We start from the raw sequence: 14,359 nt of genomic DNA, 5'->3' as shown, positions 1-14,359 counted from the left end.
TCAGCCTACGTTCTTGGCTTCGCGGCCCTGGGACACCCAGTTGGGGTCAGCGGACCGTGAACCCACGACGGCGTCCGCGGCTTGGTCGAGCACCTCAAGTTGTGCTGTTCCCAGTTGCAGGGACAGCGCCCCCAAGTTCTCGTCGATCCGGTGCGTCTTGCGCGTGCCGGGGATGGGAACCACAGAAATCCCAAGGCGCTGACCTTGGGTGAACAGCCAAGCCAGGGCTACTTGGGCAGGAGTTGCATCCAGCCCGCTGGCTACCTCGCGAACCGCGGCCACAACGGCCTGGTTTGCATCGAGTGCCTCGTCGCCAAAGCGGGGGATCTTATGCCGGAAGTCATTCTCGCCAAGGTCGCTCGCGCTGACGGTTCCTGTGAGGAACCCGCGGCCCAGCGGCGAATACGGCACGAACCCCACGCCAAGCTCCTTGGCTGCAGGAACAACGTTGAGCTCAACATCCCTGCTCCAGATTGACCATTCACTCTGGACCGCGGCAATGGGATGGACGGCGTTGGCCTGCCTGAGTTCCTCGGCTGTCACTTCGGACAGTCCGAGGTGCCGGACCTTGCCCTCACGGACCAGCTCCGCCATGGCCTCCACGGTTTCCACTATCGGAACGCGGAGGTCACGGCGGTGCAGGTAGTAGAGGTCAATCACGTCAGTGCCCAGGCGGCGGAGGCTCGCTTCTGCCGCCTGCCTGACGTAGGGCGCATCCCCGCGGACTCCCGTGTACCCGTCCGCGGGGTTGCCCTCAATTCCAAACTTCGTGGCCACCTGGATCTCGTCGCGGCGCTCTTTCAACAGCCTGCCCACGAGTTCCTCGTTGCTTCCCGCACCGTACACATCTGCCGTGTCGATGAACGTGACACCTGCATCCACGGCATGTCGGAGTGTTTGCAGGCCCTCCTCGGGGTCGATCCCGCCATAGACCGGGGTGAGGGCCATTCCGCCGAAGCCGAGGGGGCTTACCCTGAGGCCGTCGCCGAGTTGAACTGCAGTCATGAACTTCTCCCATGCACGTAGGTGTTCCAGAGTTCCCTTTGGAGGCGTGAACCCCGTGGATGCCGTGGGTATTCCTGCTGGTGGCCTGGTGCCTGGGAACTACTCGGCCTTGGCCACGGGCTTCTCTGCAGGCAACGCCTTCAAGCCGGCCGCACAGCCCACGATTCCGGCGATGAACAGCAATTTCAGTGGGCTGGCGGGTTCCACGCCTGTGACCATGGCCCAGCCAACGGTCAACGCGGCACCGATTCCCACCCATACGGCGTAGGCCGTACCCAAGGGAATGCGTTTCACGGCGATGCCCAGTCCGAGCATGCTCAATGTTGCAGTGATGGCGAAGACTACCGTGGGCACCAGTTGGGTAAAGCCGTTGGAGAGCCCCAGGGCTGTTGCCCACACGGCTTCGAGGACGGCCGAGGCCAGGAGGATGATCCAGAAGATACCGGTGTTGTTCTTAGTGTTCGTAGTCATGGCTACGCCACCACCTTCAGGCCGACCACGCACGCACCGATGCCGGCGAGCAACAGCAGCCGGGCCGTCGTCGCGCGTTCAACCTTGGTGACCATCGCATAAGCCGACGTGAGTACCACTCCCACACCAACCCACACCGCGTACGCAGTGCCGGTGGGGATGGATTGCATGGCGATCGCGAGTCCGCCGGTGCTGGCAACCACGGTCACCAGGAACACGACAGTGGGGACGGGTTTGCGGAAGCCCTTGGAACGGTGGAGTGCTGCGGCCCAGACGGCCTCGAGCGCTCCGGAGAGAATGAGAATTAACCACGACATGACAGATCCTTTGGCCAGTCTTGTCGCGTGCCGGGTACTGAACCGTCGTCCGGAGGTCCAAGAGGAGGACCTTCATTTCAGGCTAGCAACTCTTTGGCAGGGTGGCCACTTCCGGTGGTTAATGTCACCAGCTCAGGCGTTGGGCTCCACATGGTCGATGGAGATCACTGCAACAAAACCGCGGCCGGAGATCTCCGGACTGCGTGCGTCTGAACCCACTACGGCGTCGTAGCGTGCCAACTCCACGGCTTCGCCAGCACCGCTCGCCGGGTCACCGCCGTCGGACTCTTCCTCCACAGCCGCGCCGGGCGCCACTGTCGCTTTTCCCTCCAACAGGATGGCGAGCTGGCCTTCGAAAACGGGGTGTGCGCGCTTCTTGGAGATCTCAACAATGGACGTGTAGCCCTTGAATGCTCCGGCCCGCGCGATGACGTTCAAGTCGCGGATGTCGCCCGTGGGAAGTGTGGCTGATGATGCCGCCTCGCCCGAGAAACGGAAGGGACGGTACTTTTCCAGCGGATGCTCGGAGCCGTCCACCGTGAGGAGCAGCAGCTCGCCGTCGATGATGGTGATGACCCGCTCCATGCCCGGGAACGTGGAAAACTCACCGGCTTTGGAGACGTCGGCGATGCTGACACGCCAATCCCATGCGCCGTCCTGAGCCGAGGCGGCCTTCGGGTGGCTGGCGAGTTCGCGTGTCACCCCGCCTCCGTTGCGCCACGGTTCGGGATGGATGTCGGCAAAGCGGATGATCTCCATCCGAACAGCCTAGTGGTGGACACCGGTTCTGCGTTGGCAATGCGGCTTGCTAACGTCATATGTGGAAAACGTTGTGGGTACGGCTGGAGGCGCAGGGATGTTCGTCAAAGTGTGCGGTCTGAGCACGCCTGAATCTGTGCGCGAAGCCGTCGACGCCGGTGCGGACGCCGTCGGTTTCGTCCTCACCACCAGCCCGCGAGAGGTCAGCCCGGAGCAGGCTCGGATTCTGCTGCCGCTGGTGCCTGCCGGGGTTCATGCAGTGGGCGTCTTCCGGCACGAGACAGCGGCCGATGCCATTGCTGTTGCGCGCGCCGCCGGACTTGAGTGGGTCCAACTGCACGGCCACCGGACTGCCGACGACGTCACAACAGTGCACGACGCCGGGATGCGGCTCATCCGGGCCGTCACCATGGGCGCCTCCCAGGACGAGTTCGCCGATCTGGGCGAGGAAGTATTCCTTATTGACGCCGCGGTGCCGGGGTCGGGGGAGTCATGGGACTACGCGTCGGTTCGGGAGAAGGGCCTCGACGGCCGTCAGTGGCTGCTCGCCGGCGGTCTCGAGCCCGGCAACGTGGCCTTCGCGGCCGAAGTTGCAGGTGCATGGGGCGTTGACGTTTCCTCGGGGGTCGAGGCTTCCCGTGGAGTGAAGGACCTGGCCAAGATCCGCGCCTTCGTCCAAGCCGCCAAAGCCTGACCCTCTCTCACCTCCGGTCGGTTTTCCGTCGATCCTCTTTCACCTCCGGTCGGCTGTCCGGGGGAGTACGTGAGAGAGGGTGGGGAAAATCGGGGGATTACGTGAGAGAGGGTCGGAGTTGTCCGGGGTACCCTCTAGACTCGCTCCCAACAGCACGATTCACCCGAAACACAATGAAGCCAGGAGCCACGGAATGACCACTGAGCACTTCACCCTGACCATGACCCGGGAATTCGACGCTCCCCGGGAGAAGGTCTTCGAAGCTTGGATGAACCCGGATCTGCTGACCCAGTGGTTTGGGCCCGCTGACGTTGATGCTCCCCGCGACAAGATCATCATCGAGCCACGCGTGGGCGGAATTTGGCAGGTGGTGATGGGGTGGACTGATGAGAACGGCCGGCAGGAGGCCCCCATCGAAGCTGTTATCAAGGAATTGGACACCCCTGCGCTGCTTGTTTCCACGGCCAAGGCAGCACCGGACGCCGATCACGAGTTCGAGGAAATGCGGCTCGAGTTCGAGGACCTCAACGGCCGTACGCGCATGCACCTGACCCAGAGCCCGTTTGCCTCGGAGGACTGGGTGGAAATGACCCGCGATGGTTGGGGTACTTCGTTCGACAAACTGGACGCCCTGCTCGCCTAAGCGGGCAATGAACGGGCAATAAGTCAGGGACGATTCAGGGCAGACCCTTAGGCTTTTTGCCGGACCCGCAAGGGAGAATGAAGACATGAAAACGCTCCTTAACGTCATCTGGCTTGTCTTCGGTGGGTTCTGGTTGGCTTTGGGCTACTTCGCGGCAGGCATCATCTGCTGCGTGCTCATCGTGACCATCCCTTGGGGCATCGCTTCGTTCCGGATTGGCGCCTATTGCCTGTGGCCGTTCGGCCGGATGGTGGTTGAGAAGCCGGGCGGCACCGGGGTATTCGCGCTTCTTGGCAACGTGATCTGGTTGTTGGTGGCGGGCATCTGGATTGCGATCGGCCACGTGGTCACTGCCGTGGCCATGGCCATCACCATCATCGGAATCCCGCTGGCCATCGCCAACCTGAAGTTGATCCCGGTCTCGCTGATGCCGCTCGGCAAACAGATAGTCCCCACCAACCAGCCGTTCGTCAACAGCTACCGCTAGATTGCGGGCCGCGTCACCACGCGGCCACGGCTCCGGAGCGCAGGTCGAAGCGGAACCTGCGCTCCAAACGCGCCGTCCCGCCGTCGGACGCCGCCGTGAACAGGAGTTCAAGCGTGTCCGAAAGCAGGTCGGATTCCGTGATCGTGTAGGTGGGCGTGAAGTACAGGGCCTGCTCACCCGGCAGGAGGTCCGCTGGCGGAAAGTCTGCCGGGTTGCTGTGCGGTCCATGAAGTACGACGCCGGTTGCCGGCTCAGTGCCTTCGTTGCGGACCCGTCCGGTGAACGCCAGGATGTCCCCGGCTTTGTAGCCCGGAATGATGGGGCCGTAGTTGAGGTCCTGGGCTTCGCGGGTTCCGAGGACTTGGTCCTGATCGGCGTAGCCCTGCCCGATTTCCTTCCACGTCTGGACGTCCCATGCACCGTCGCTGTTGGACGGAATGACGTGGAATTCCCCGGCGTTCTGCCAGGCAGCGGGCCGGCCGGGAGTGATGGAGCGAAGTTCCATATGGAACGCCAGACCGCCCAGTTCCGCGTCGGGAGTGAAAGAAGCTGGCGCTGAATCCACGGCGAGCTGTGCCGTCAATTGCTCCGCCGGGACAGAGGCAAACACTATTTCCCTGTACCCCTGCCGCTCGTAGAGAACTCCTATGTTCCCGTTCGGCAGCCGTGTGGCGGTTGAGTACGCGGAACTTCCCGGGCACAGCAGCAGCTTGGCCGGCCATGTGGCGCCGTTGTCCGGGGAGAGGCTCAAGACTGTGTTCCGCCGCAGGTGCGGGTCCTGGTTGTTACTCGCGATCAGCCATTGGGAAGGGTCCCCGAACGCAGAGCCCACGGGCACGCCGTCGAACCGCGCCCAAGGTTCGAACCGCGCCCAAGGTTCGAACCGCGCCCAAGGTTCGAACCGCGCCAAAGATCCGTTATCGCTGGGATCGGGCAGCTCGGGAACAGGCTGCAGCGGGCTCCACGTCCGACCGCCGTCCCCGGAGACTGCGGACAATCGGCAGGGCGTGGCCCTCGAATGCAGCAACAGCCTGCCATCGTCCAAGCACACCACTTTGTTCTCGTTGGGGCCGGTTCCTTCCACCCCTGCCCCGATGAGCTCTCCGAGGGTCCACGTCTCGCCGTGATCGTCGCTGAACGCCGATGCGGCCATGATGGCGCCGTTCATCAACAACACGTATTGCTGCACCAACCGGCCTTTGAAAGGGCCCACGTGTATTTGGATTCCTTGGCCGGCGGCAGCGAAAAGGCCGGTGATTCCGGGCTGAGCCGATTTGAGCTGGGCGGTGAGGCGACGGTGTTGCCAGGTGTCGCCGTCGTCGTCGGAGTAGCTGACGTCCGCGTGCTGCACGTCGTCGTCGGGCTCCAGCTCCTCGATGGCTTCGAAGAAGCCCGCATGCGTTCCGGCCGCGTGGAACATGAAGATCCGGCCCGTCTCTGCATCGACTAGGAGGCTCGGATCACCGAAACCGCGAAGCCCCGAACCCGTGCGTACTATCTGCTGCCCGCCCCAGGTGACCCCGTTGTCCCAGCTGCGGCGCAGGAGGAGATCGATGGGATTGGGGAGGTCATCCAGGTTCGGCCTGCCGTCGTAGGCTGCCAACACGGTGCCGCGCGTGCTGACGGCAAGGGCCGGGATGCGGTATTGCCGGTATCCGCCGACGCCGCGGACGGCCAGGACATGCTCTACATCGGGTTTGGCCAGGGGCAATTCAGGGCCGGAGGAACTACAGAGGTAGGAGGTCACACCTCCATGCTAGCCCGGACCTTGTCACCGCCGATAACCTTGGCGAGTGACTACCACTGCGCAAGCCAACGCCCACCAACGCGCCGAGGCCCTGAAAGAACGGGTCTACGTAACCTTTACGGGATTGGCGGTTGTCCTTGCCTTGCAGTCCCACGCTGAAACGCTCACCGCGGGGGAGGCCGCTTCGACGCTGGCCATCACGGTTGTCGGAACGTTGCTGGCAGTCTTCGTGGCGGACCTCGTCTCCCACCTGGCCGTGCATGCACAGCTGCCAACCCGGTCAGAGCTGTCGCACATGGCGCGCACCAGTTTCGGCGCATTTGGAGCGATCGTTCTTCCGCTCATCTTCATCGCTGTAGCTGCCGTGGACCGTTGGAGCATTGAAACGGCACTCCGCGCGTCAACCATTGCGCTGATCACGGCTTTGGTCCTCATCGGCTATCTCGCCGTACGCAGGGTTGAAATGTCCTGGTGGAAGAAACTGATAGCGCTGGGTGCGGAGTTTGCCCTGGGCCTGGCTGTGGTAGGCCTCGAACTCCTCGCGCACGGCTGAGGCGGCGAAGTCACAAACGCCCGGCGGACGCGGCACCCCCGAAAGCCCCGTCCCGCAACACAGCCACTACGGAACTTCCATCCAGCTCAGCGGCGATGTCCACGTCGTCCGCGAAACCGCCCTCCAACAGTTCCCGCCCGCTTGAGCAGCCCCGCAGAACGGAGGCCAGCCGCGGCTCTGCGGCGTCGAACGCGGCAGCGGCAGCTTCAGACTCCGGGGAGAAGTTGCGGCGCCCTGCCGCTGCCAGTCCCGCGATGAACGCGCCGGCCCCCAGCTCGTCCTCCAGGGCCGGCCTTAGAGTCCCGTAAGCCCACTTCTCGCCGGCTGCCACCACGGCAATCACAGCATCGGGCGGCAAGGTGGCGTGGACCCAGTCCGCGGTGGCGGCCGCATTGCGCAGGCAAACGGCCACCACGTGCCGGGCGGACGCAGCGAGTTCGTGGCTAATCGCGGATCCGTTGGGGGACGGCAGGACCACGCGCTCCAACGCGGCAGCACGCCTAAGGCTCGACGGCGATAAGCTCACCCCTTCCGAGTCCCGCGGACCAGCCAAAACGGCTCCATGGTGTGCCGCGAATTCGCTGGCCGTCGTATCCCGCCACGGATAGGGAAAGACCAGCGCGCCACGATCAGCGGCAACGCTCACGCAGGTGGTGAACGACAGGACGTCAACCACTACGGCGAGGTCCGCCCGCGGCACAATCGCGCGGGCGCCGTCGAGCCCCCATTCGAACCGCACCGAGTACGGAAGCTGCCGCTGCGGTGCCCCGGGTTCGCTGAGCAAACTGCTCACGAAAGTTCGCCGGCGAGGTTCCGGCGCGCGGCGTCAAGCCAGAGGGTTTTGGCCCGCTCGCCGTGGAACAGCGGGTCCAGTTCCAGCAAGTGACGCACGACGGCGGCGCGCCCCTTGGCGAAGTCGGCGTCGCTCACGCGGGCGTAGTCTTCGCGGACGGCGGCCAGATAGCGTGCGTAGGACTGTTCGTCGCCACCGAGCACCGAGAGGTCGGCGTCGCAGAGGAGCGCTCCGGCGTGGTCGCCGGCTTCCGGACTGTGGGTGGAGGTGAGCCGGACCAGCCGGGCTACCTCGGCGACGTCGCCCGCAGCCAGGCCCGTCGCGGCCAGCCGGTCTTCGGCAAGGCGGGCCGATTCCTCTTCGTCCTGTCCGGCGACTCCTTCATAGACGGCATCGTGAAACCACGCAGCCAAGGCAACAGTTCGCGCGGGCAAAGCCGGTTCCGTCAGGATGTCCAGGGCTTCAAGGACAGCCAGGAGATGGGTTCGGCTGTGGTACTTCCGGCCGTCCTCGCCCCACCGTTCAAGCAACTCTAGGCCAAGTTCCTCGTGGCCGGGGTAGGTGCTGTTCCAACGCTCCATCAGCGGCACCGTCAAAGCCTTGCTCCTCTCGCGGGCCGGGATGCGAAGGCCGCTCGCGATGAGTTTACGGACCAGGACACGGGCCTCAACCGGGATGGCGCCGGCAAGAACCAGATCGTCGTAGCGCCGTTCGGGGACGTCGTAGTGGTCGCCGTCGAACGCCCGTTCCGGAACTCCCGCGGCCGCAGCGAACGCATGGAGTTCATCGAGGGACGTGTCCGACACAAGGTGCGAAAACACAGTCCCATGTGCCGGCCACAAGGGCGGGTCCACGTAGATGGCCATGGCCAAAGTGTACCCAAGCGTTCCTTCCCAGCTGCCGGTCATCAGGACTCCTACCGCCGATCTTCCGTCCCGGAATCACGGGCATCAACGCCCATGCGGTTCACGGCAACTGGGAAGGAGTGCAGGGGTCAGTGCTCCGCCGGCAGGATGTTCTGGTTGCCCCTGAACACATTGTCCGGATCGAACTCCCGCTTCACCAAGGACAGCCGCCTGTAATTCTGTTCTCCGTACGCGGCCATGATGCGGTCCTGTCCCTCGTCGCCGATGAAGTTCAGCCAAACGCCGCCCGTGGTGTGCGGGGCGATGTCCTGCCGGAACTGCTTGACCCAGGCTTTGGCTTCCTGCCCGCCTTCGCGCGTCTCGGACAGCCCGAACGGGTGGCTGACCCAGGCCGCGCCGCGGTTCTGCAACGGAGTGTTCGCCGCAGCGGGCCCGGAAACGGCTCCGCCCCAGCGCGCTACAAGCTGTTGCGAGTGCGCTCCCGGAAGGCGGTGTGCCGAGTCGACCAGAAGGTCCAGGGCGTCGTCGCTGAGTTCGTCGTGGTAGTCGGCGCTCCAATAGTTGTAGTGGTCCGGCGGGTCGTCGATCATGCACTGGAAATCCGCGTACCCCATGGGCGACACCAGGTCCACGGTTGGCCCGAGATCGCGGAACGGCTTGGCATGCTCTTCGCCGGCCTCAAGGTCGCCCGCGTGAAGGTAGGCCATTCCGACGGCGAGCTTGCCCACCATGTCTTCGGGGACGAACTCTTCCGGCGGGGCGGTGAGGTACACGAGGGCTGTGCCTACGGCGTCGGGAGCTTCAAGGGCCACACCGCGGAAGGCGCGGGAGAGTTCCCTGGCATCCGCACCGGGGAACAGCATGAGCCCGGCCATGACCGTGGGGCCCACATCGTGGAGCTGGAAGGTGAGTGATGTGGCCACGCCAAAGTTGCCGCCGCCTCCGTGCAAGGCCCAGAACAGTTCGGGGTTTTCGGAGGCGCTGGCCGTGACCCTTTCCCCGGAGGCCGTGACCAGGTCCACGGAGAGCAGGTTGTCGCACGCGAAACCGTACGATCGCTCCAGCCACCCCGAGCCGCCGCCCAACGTGAATCCGGAGACTCCCGTGGTGGAAGCGCGCCCTCCCGTGACGGCCAAACCGTGCTGTTGGGTTGCGCGGTCGAACTCGCCCCAGTTGAGTCCCGCGCCGGCAGTCGCGGTCTTCGCTTCGGGGTCGACGCTGATGGATTTCATGGGACGGACGTCAATGACCAGGCCGTCGTCGTTGGTGGACATGCCAGCCACAGAGTGTCCGCCCGAACGGACTGCCACGTCCAAATTGTGGATGTTCGCGTAGCGGAGGGCTTCAGCTACCTCTCCCGGATCCGAACATCGGGCGATGACGGCCGGCCTGCGGTCGATCATCGCGTTGAAGAGTTTTCGAGTTTCGTCATAGTCCGGACTGTCCGGACGAATCCATTCCATGGGAAGCTCCTTTGCGTCGTGGACTCTCCCCTAGATCAGGGTACGACTGCACGTTCCCGCGGACCATGGGCAGCGCAAAAGTACGACGGCGGCCGCACCCCCTCGCGCCCGGCGCACCAGTGGTTGTGGGTGCGTCAGGCGCGAACGGGTGCGCCACCGATGCGCAACGGGTGCGCCGGGCGGAACGCTATCCCAGCAACGCCGACGCCCGGGCCGAAGCGTCATTGCGGATCTGCCGGACTTCAGCGACTTCGGTTTCGAGTTCCTTCATGCGGGTGGTCAGGTACTTATCCAGCACCGCGGTGAGCTTGGCATCGAAATCGGTTTTCTCCCGGCACGTTGCATCAGTCACGGCGATCTTGAGCTCCTTCTGCCCTCCGGCCTCGAGGCCTGCTGACACCGCCTCGCCGGGCCGGCTATAGGGGAAGGCAGTGGTGGTCATGCATTCCTTCCATGCGACCACGGCTGCCTCGATATCGGAGTCCTGGCCTGCAGCGTTCGTAGCAACCAGCAGCGAGTTGAAGGCCAGTCCGGTTGCCCTCATGTAGTCGTTGGCGTTGCCGTAGACAGCGGTGATGCCCTCAGCGGTGCAACCTCCCGCGAGCATGCCCGTACCTTGAGAGGAACGGACCGTGTTCTGTTCCTGGGGTTCGCCGCCATGGAGAGCCCGCTGGAAGGCCGGGTCCGCGAACAGCTTGCCAAGCTCTGAGCCTTCGGCGGGCTCGCCCGGACCCTTGGGCTTGGAGGAGGCGTAGCCGGAAGCGCGCGCGGCCTCAACGGTGAGGGTGTCGAAGCCGATGTGGTGCTTCAGATCCACTGTGGACTGGCCGGCAGAGGCGGGCGTGTAGTCGTACCCCGCCTTGGCCATGCAGCGGCGCACGGCTTCGGCCAAGCCCTTTTCGGCCGTCACGTCCGCCGACGCGAACTGCTCTGCGGCCCAGGTGATGCCCGACTCCGGGTGGTCTGCGGGTTTTGTCAGGGTGGAAGATAGTCCCGGTGTGGCAGCTGCCGCCAAGGTCGCGGCAGCGCCAGCGGCAAGAATCAGTGCCCCAATAGTTTTCTTCTTCACTGTTTCTCCTTCTTGACGAATTATCGTCGGTTTTGGCAATGCAGTGGCCAGCCCTGGTGGTGCCAGGGCTTGGGTAGAGCGGGTGGAATCTAGCCGAGCAGCCTGTTTTCGTAGGCGAACGCGACCAACTGGATCCGGTTCTTGAACTTGAGCTTGGACAGGATGGAACCGATGTGGGATTTCACTGTGGCGTCACTGAGCACCAATGACGCCGCGATCTCACCGTTCGCCAGTCCCTTCGCCGCGAGCATGAACACATCGCGCTCACGGGCTGACAGGGGCTCCAGAACCGAGGAATTGGCGGCCGAAGGCGTGGTGTAGTCCCGCAGCAACTCGTTGGTGGCCGAAGGAGCCATCACCGCATGGCCGGAGTGGACCGTGCGGATGGTGGCCAGCAGGAATTCCGGCGTCGCGTCCTTGGTGAGGAAACCGCCGGCTCCCGCTTGGATGGCACGGACCACGGCCTCATCGTGCTGAATGGTGGTGAGCACGATTACCTTGGTCCGGCCCGTGCTTTCGGTGATGCGTCGCGTGGCCGTGATCCCGTCCATGACCGGCATCCGGATATCCATCAGCATGACGTCAGGCTCAGCCGAGGCGGCCAGTTCGACCGCCAGTTCACCGTCAGTCGCCTCACCCACCAGGTCCAGGTCCGGTTGGCTGCGAAGGATCATTTTCAAGCCGGCACTGAACAGTGGCTGGTCATCCACCAATGCCACGCGGATCTTTGTCTCGTTCACGGCAGGATTGCCTCCACTTCGAAGAGTTGGCCATTGGTGACCGTAGTGAGTTGCCCGCCGGCCGCCGTCGCACGTTCACGCATACCGGGGATGCCGCGGCCGGTTCCCGACGGCGGTGCGTCCGTACCGCCGTCGGCGAGCGTCGAGCGGATGCTGAGGCGCAAAGTGCTGTCCGATCGATTGGCGGTCACGGTCGCACCGGCCGCGCGGTCGCCATGTTTGAAAGCGTTGGTGAGGCTCTCCTGGATGATCCGGTAGACAGTCAGGTCTTCCACGGGGGAGAGCCCTTCCAGCCCGGCAGTCCTCAGCACAACGGGCATCCCGCTGCTGCGGAGGCGTTCGGCCAGGGCCGGGAGGTCCGCGGCGCCGGGAGCGGGAACGTGGAGTTCGGAGCCGAAGCTTTGCACGAGTCGCCGGGTTTCCTGCAACGCGCTCCTGGCCGAGGACGCGATGATGCCTGCAGCTTCCTCCACTGAGTCGGGCTCGGTCTTGCAGACGTAGCGGATCCCTTCGGCCTGCGCGGTGATGACCGCCAGCGAATGCGCCAGAACGTCGTGCAGTTCCCGGGCGATCCTGTTGCGTTCCTGCTCGATCACCAGAGCCCCCGCCGTGGATTCAAGGCGCGATTCTGCCTGCTCCTTGGCCTGCCTGTTCACGGAAGCTTGCCTGACGGAGGCGGCAGCCGCCCATCCGGCCAGAGTCAACGCCGTTAAGGATGCGAAGACCAGGAAGGCGTAGACCGCGATCCTGAGCACGCCTGCCTCGGCGAGCTGTTTGCCGAAGATGTAGTTGATCCACGTGGTGTCGGCGAACCAGTTCACAGTGACCAGCCCGGACACACCCACGGCGGCAATGGGGAGCGGCCAGCGTTGCGGCTCCCTCCATCCAAGGGCCGCGAAGAAGAAGAGTGCCGGGAGGGCAACATACGGGGATGCGCCGGACAACATCACGGGAGGGAAAACGCCGAACGCCTGGAGGCCCAGCGCGGCGAACGCGAAAATGACAGCCGGGACAGGAACCAGTTCGGCGGCAGCCACCGCGGCCGTGAGGGCGAACAGGACGGCGCTGGCCGCATTGAATCCGCGTTCCTCAAGAATCATCAGAGCCATGAGCATGGCTGCAGCGGCCAAGGGTGCGGCTGCGGGGCGGAAAGCCTGGATGCTCGTGGACATGCTTCAACCCTAGGGTGCCGGTCCGTGGCTTTGGCTCAGTTCCGGGCAGGTTCATCCGTGAGGGGGAGCAAGTTCGTCCGAGGTGCTGACGCGCTCGGCAGGACGCGCTCGACGGCGGCCCGCACCGACGGCGGCCCGCACCGACGGCGGCCCGCACCGACGGCGGCCCGCACCACTTCGCGCCCGGCGCACCAGAGCTTGCGGGTGCGTGCGGCGCAAACGGGCGCGCTCCCAACGCTGAAGGGGTGCGTACGGCGCAAACGGGCGCGCTCCCAACGCCCCCGAGCGCCGGACGTCATATTTCGTTTGCGGAGAATTTTCATCCCTCGAACCGCATCTAAGGAACTACACTCTTGTCATGCCGCAAATACGAATTTCCGAGGCCGCACGCTTCCTTGGCGTCAGCGACGACACCGTGAGGCGTTGGACCGAGAACGGGACCCTGTCTGCCCGAAAGGACGCCTCGGGTCGCTTGGCTGTGGACGGGTTGGAACTGGCAAAGCTTGCCCGCGATCAATCTCATCTCCCCGACGACCCCGCCCGTACAGGGAGCTCTGCCCGCAACCGCTTTGTAGGGCTCGTCACGGGCATCACCTCTGACAAGGTCATGGCACAGGTTGAACTCCAGTGCGGACCGTTCCGTGTGGTGTCACTCATGAGCAGCGAAGCTGTCCGGGAGCTCGGGTTGGAGCTTGGCTCAGTGGCTACAGCCGTCGTCAAGGCGACGACGGTCATCATCGAAACACCGCAAGGAAAGAGCATCATATGAGCATCGCCCGCACGCCCTTCGCCGCGCTTTTGGCAGCAGGGGCCCTGACCTTCAGCCTGGCTGGTTGCGCTTCCGGAACGGCAGCTCCCACCGCCACCGGCACTGCCAGCGAGAGCCCCAAGCTCTCCGGTACTGTGACAGTCTTTGCCGCGGCGTCCCTGAAGGCCACCTTCACCAAGCTCGCCAGCGATTTCGAGGCAAAGAATCCGGGCACCAAGATCACCCTGAACTTCGCGGGATCTTCCGATCTGGTCACACAGATCACGCAGGGCGCACCGGCCGACGTCTTCGCCTCCGCCGACACCAAGAACATGACCAAGCTTGCTGACGCCAAGCTGCTCGACGGCACCGCCACCAACTTTGCCACCAACGTCCTTGAGATCGCAGTGCCGCCCAGCAACCCGGCGTCGATCGCGTCCTTCGCGGACCTGGCCAAGCCCGGAATCAAAGTTGTGGTCTGCGCACCCCAGGTTCCCTGCGGCTCTGCAACTGAAACCATTGAGAAGGCCACGGGAACCACGCTGGCGCCGGTCAGCGAGGAGTCCTCGGTGACCGATGTCCTGGGCAAAGTCACCTCGCAGGAAGCCGACGCCGGACTCGTCTACGTCACCGATGTGAAGACTGCCGGAGACAAGGTCAAGGGCATCCCGTTCCCGGAGTCCGACAAAGCCGTGAACACCTACCCCATTGCTACAGTGGGCGCGAGCAAGAACAAGGAACTCGCCCAGGCCTTCATCGCCATGATCACCGGCAGTGAGGGCAAGAAGGTCCTGAACGACGCCGGATTCGGCACCCCGTAAGGACGCCCGCC

General features: G+C 64.4%; 17 protein-coding genes and 1 riboswitch. Of the genes, 6 read left to right on the top strand and 11 right to left on the bottom strand.

Annotation, left to right across the window (positions count from 1 at the left end):
* From ACFRJ9_RS03005 to ACFRJ9_RS02990, 4 genes are all read right to left on the bottom strand, one after another.
* Positions 1–1,005 (bottom strand): aldo/keto reductase, encoded by a 1,005-nt coding sequence (locus ACFRJ9_RS03005; protein ID WP_377664262.1) that lies wholly within the window; start codon positions 1,003–1,005, stop codon positions 1–3.
* A gap of 99 nt (positions 1,006–1,104) precedes the next feature.
* A complete protein-coding gene (locus ACFRJ9_RS03000) occupies positions 1,105–1,476 on the bottom strand; it encodes a DMT family transporter (protein ID WP_377664260.1) in 372 nt (123 codons plus the stop codon).
* Positions 1,477–1,478: 2 nt separating this feature from the next.
* Positions 1,479–1,793: a DMT family transporter gene (locus ACFRJ9_RS02995; protein WP_377664258.1), complete on the bottom strand. Its 315-nt coding sequence runs from the start codon at positions 1,791–1,793 to the stop codon at positions 1,479–1,481.
* Between the two features lie 9 nt (positions 1,794–1,802).
* Positions 1,803–1,868: riboswitch (guanidine-III (ykkC-III) riboswitch) on the bottom strand.
* Positions 1,869–1,925: 57 nt separating this feature from the next.
* On the bottom strand, positions 1,926–2,552 hold the full coding sequence (locus tag ACFRJ9_RS02990; protein ID WP_377664256.1) for a HutD family protein: 627 nt from the start codon (positions 2,550–2,552) through the stop codon (positions 1,926–1,928).
* A 97-nt stretch (positions 2,553–2,649) separates the two neighbouring features.
* Between ACFRJ9_RS02990 and ACFRJ9_RS02985 the strand changes: the two genes are divergently transcribed.
* The 3 genes from ACFRJ9_RS02985 to ACFRJ9_RS02975 all read left to right on the top strand — a co-directional run bounded on the left by ACFRJ9_RS02985 (position 2,650) and on the right by ACFRJ9_RS02975 (position 4,376).
* The gene (locus ACFRJ9_RS02985; RefSeq protein ID WP_377664687.1) at positions 2,650–3,246 is read left to right on the top strand and encodes a phosphoribosylanthranilate isomerase; all 597 of its coding nucleotides are present in this window, start codon (positions 2,650–2,652) and stop codon (positions 3,244–3,246) included.
* A 193-nt stretch (positions 3,247–3,439) separates the two neighbouring features.
* Positions 3,440–3,889 (top strand): SRPBCC domain-containing protein, encoded by a 450-nt coding sequence (locus ACFRJ9_RS02980; RefSeq protein ID WP_377664254.1) that lies wholly within the window; start codon positions 3,440–3,442, stop codon positions 3,887–3,889.
* 85 nt (positions 3,890–3,974) lie between these two features.
* Positions 3,975–4,376 (top strand): YccF domain-containing protein, encoded by a 402-nt coding sequence (locus tag ACFRJ9_RS02975; RefSeq protein ID WP_377664252.1) that lies wholly within the window; start codon positions 3,975–3,977, stop codon positions 4,374–4,376.
* 13 nt (positions 4,377–4,389) lie between these two features.
* Here ACFRJ9_RS02975 and ACFRJ9_RS02970 read toward each other — a convergent pair whose 3' ends face one another.
* The gene (locus ACFRJ9_RS02970) at positions 4,390–6,123 is read right to left on the bottom strand and encodes an exo-alpha-sialidase (RefSeq protein ID WP_377664250.1); all 1,734 of its coding nucleotides are present in this window, start codon (positions 6,121–6,123) and stop codon (positions 4,390–4,392) included.
* Between the two features lie 46 nt (positions 6,124–6,169).
* Here ACFRJ9_RS02970 and ACFRJ9_RS02965 point away from each other — a divergent pair, with 46 nt between their 5' ends.
* Positions 6,170–6,676, top strand: coding sequence for a hypothetical protein (locus ACFRJ9_RS02965; protein ID WP_377664248.1), 507 nt, complete (start codon positions 6,170–6,172; stop codon positions 6,674–6,676).
* 10 nt (positions 6,677–6,686) lie between these two features.
* Here ACFRJ9_RS02965 and ACFRJ9_RS02960 read toward each other — a convergent pair whose 3' ends face one another.
* From ACFRJ9_RS02960 to ACFRJ9_RS02935, 6 genes are all read right to left on the bottom strand, one after another.
* The gene (locus ACFRJ9_RS02960; RefSeq protein ID WP_377664246.1) at positions 6,687–7,469 is read right to left on the bottom strand and encodes a 2-phosphosulfolactate phosphatase; all 783 of its coding nucleotides are present in this window, start codon (positions 7,467–7,469) and stop codon (positions 6,687–6,689) included.
* Positions 7,466–8,335, bottom strand: coding sequence for a DUF4031 domain-containing protein (locus tag ACFRJ9_RS02955; protein ID WP_377664685.1), 870 nt, complete (start codon positions 8,333–8,335; stop codon positions 7,466–7,468). Before ACFRJ9_RS02955 ends, ACFRJ9_RS02960 begins: the two co-directional genes overlap by 4 nt.
* Positions 8,336–8,463: 128 nt before the next feature.
* A complete protein-coding gene (locus ACFRJ9_RS02950; protein ID WP_377664244.1) occupies positions 8,464–9,798 on the bottom strand; it encodes an FAD-binding oxidoreductase in 1,335 nt (444 codons plus the stop codon).
* Between the two features lie 187 nt (positions 9,799–9,985).
* Positions 9,986–10,867: a hypothetical protein gene (locus ACFRJ9_RS02945; RefSeq protein ID WP_377664242.1), complete on the bottom strand. Its 882-nt coding sequence runs from the start codon at positions 10,865–10,867 to the stop codon at positions 9,986–9,988.
* Positions 10,868–10,956: 89 nt separating this feature from the next.
* The gene (locus ACFRJ9_RS02940; RefSeq protein ID WP_377664240.1) at positions 10,957–11,607 is read right to left on the bottom strand and encodes a response regulator; all 651 of its coding nucleotides are present in this window, start codon (positions 11,605–11,607) and stop codon (positions 10,957–10,959) included.
* The gene (locus tag ACFRJ9_RS02935; protein WP_377664238.1) at positions 11,604–12,779 is read right to left on the bottom strand and encodes a sensor histidine kinase; all 1,176 of its coding nucleotides are present in this window, start codon (positions 12,777–12,779) and stop codon (positions 11,604–11,606) included. Before ACFRJ9_RS02935 ends, ACFRJ9_RS02940 begins: the two co-directional genes overlap by 4 nt.
* Before the next feature lie 358 nt (positions 12,780–13,137).
* Here ACFRJ9_RS02935 and ACFRJ9_RS02930 point away from each other — a divergent pair, with 358 nt between their 5' ends.
* A complete protein-coding gene (locus ACFRJ9_RS02930; protein ID WP_377664236.1) occupies positions 13,138–13,548 on the top strand; it encodes a molybdopterin-binding protein in 411 nt (136 codons plus the stop codon).
* Positions 13,545–14,348, top strand: a complete 804-nt coding sequence (gene modA, locus ACFRJ9_RS02925) for a molybdate ABC transporter substrate-binding protein (RefSeq protein ID WP_377664234.1) — start codon at positions 13,545–13,547, stop codon at positions 14,346–14,348. The genes ACFRJ9_RS02930 and modA overlap by 4 nt, the downstream gene beginning before the upstream one ends.
* The last annotated feature ends 11 nt before the right edge of the window (positions 14,349–14,359 follow it).

It is taken from the genome of Paenarthrobacter sp. NPDC056912 (assembly GCF_042786555.1).
Taxonomy (GTDB): domain Bacteria; phylum Actinomycetota; class Actinomycetes; order Actinomycetales; family Micrococcaceae; genus Arthrobacter.
This window is presented reverse-complemented; position numbering and strand designations above follow the sequence as displayed.

What these genes read in the sequence shown, in the direction of transcription:
- ACFRJ9_RS02975 (WP_377664252.1), top strand. Translation starts at nt 3,975, where the DNA reads ATGAAAACGCTCCTTAACGTCATCTGGCTTGTCTTCGGTGGGTTCTGG.
- ACFRJ9_RS02950 (WP_377664244.1), bottom strand. Translation starts at nt 9,798, where the DNA reads ATGGAATGGATTCGTCCGGACAGTCCGGACTATGACGAAACTCGAAAA.
- ACFRJ9_RS02980 (WP_377664254.1), top strand. Translation starts at nt 3,440, where the DNA reads ATGACCACTGAGCACTTCACCCTGACCATGACCCGGGAATTCGACGCT.
- modA (WP_377664234.1), top strand. Translation starts at nt 13,545, where the DNA reads ATGAGCATCGCCCGCACGCCCTTCGCCGCGCTTTTGGCAGCAGGGGCC.
- ACFRJ9_RS03005 (WP_377664262.1), bottom strand. Translation starts at nt 1,005, where the DNA reads ATGACTGCAGTTCAACTCGGCGACGGCCTCAGGGTAAGCCCCCTCGGC.
- ACFRJ9_RS03000 (WP_377664260.1), bottom strand. Translation starts at nt 1,476, where the DNA reads ATGACTACGAACACTAAGAACAACACCGGTATCTTCTGGATCATCCTC.
- ACFRJ9_RS02930 (WP_377664236.1), top strand. Translation starts at nt 13,138, where the DNA reads ATGCCGCAAATACGAATTTCCGAGGCCGCACGCTTCCTTGGCGTCAGC.
- ACFRJ9_RS02990 (WP_377664256.1), bottom strand. Translation starts at nt 2,552, where the DNA reads ATGGAGATCATCCGCTTTGCCGACATCCATCCCGAACCGTGGCGCAAC.
- ACFRJ9_RS02995 (WP_377664258.1), bottom strand. Translation starts at nt 1,793, where the DNA reads ATGTCGTGGTTAATTCTCATTCTCTCCGGAGCGCTCGAGGCCGTCTGG.
- ACFRJ9_RS02985 (WP_377664687.1), top strand. Translation starts at nt 2,650, where the DNA reads ATGTTCGTCAAAGTGTGCGGTCTGAGCACGCCTGAATCTGTGCGCGAA.
- ACFRJ9_RS02935 (WP_377664238.1), bottom strand. Translation starts at nt 12,779, where the DNA reads ATGTCCACGAGCATCCAGGCTTTCCGCCCCGCAGCCGCACCCTTGGCC.
- ACFRJ9_RS02955 (WP_377664685.1), bottom strand. Translation starts at nt 8,335, where the DNA reads ATGGCCATCTACGTGGACCCGCCCTTGTGGCCGGCACATGGGACTGTG.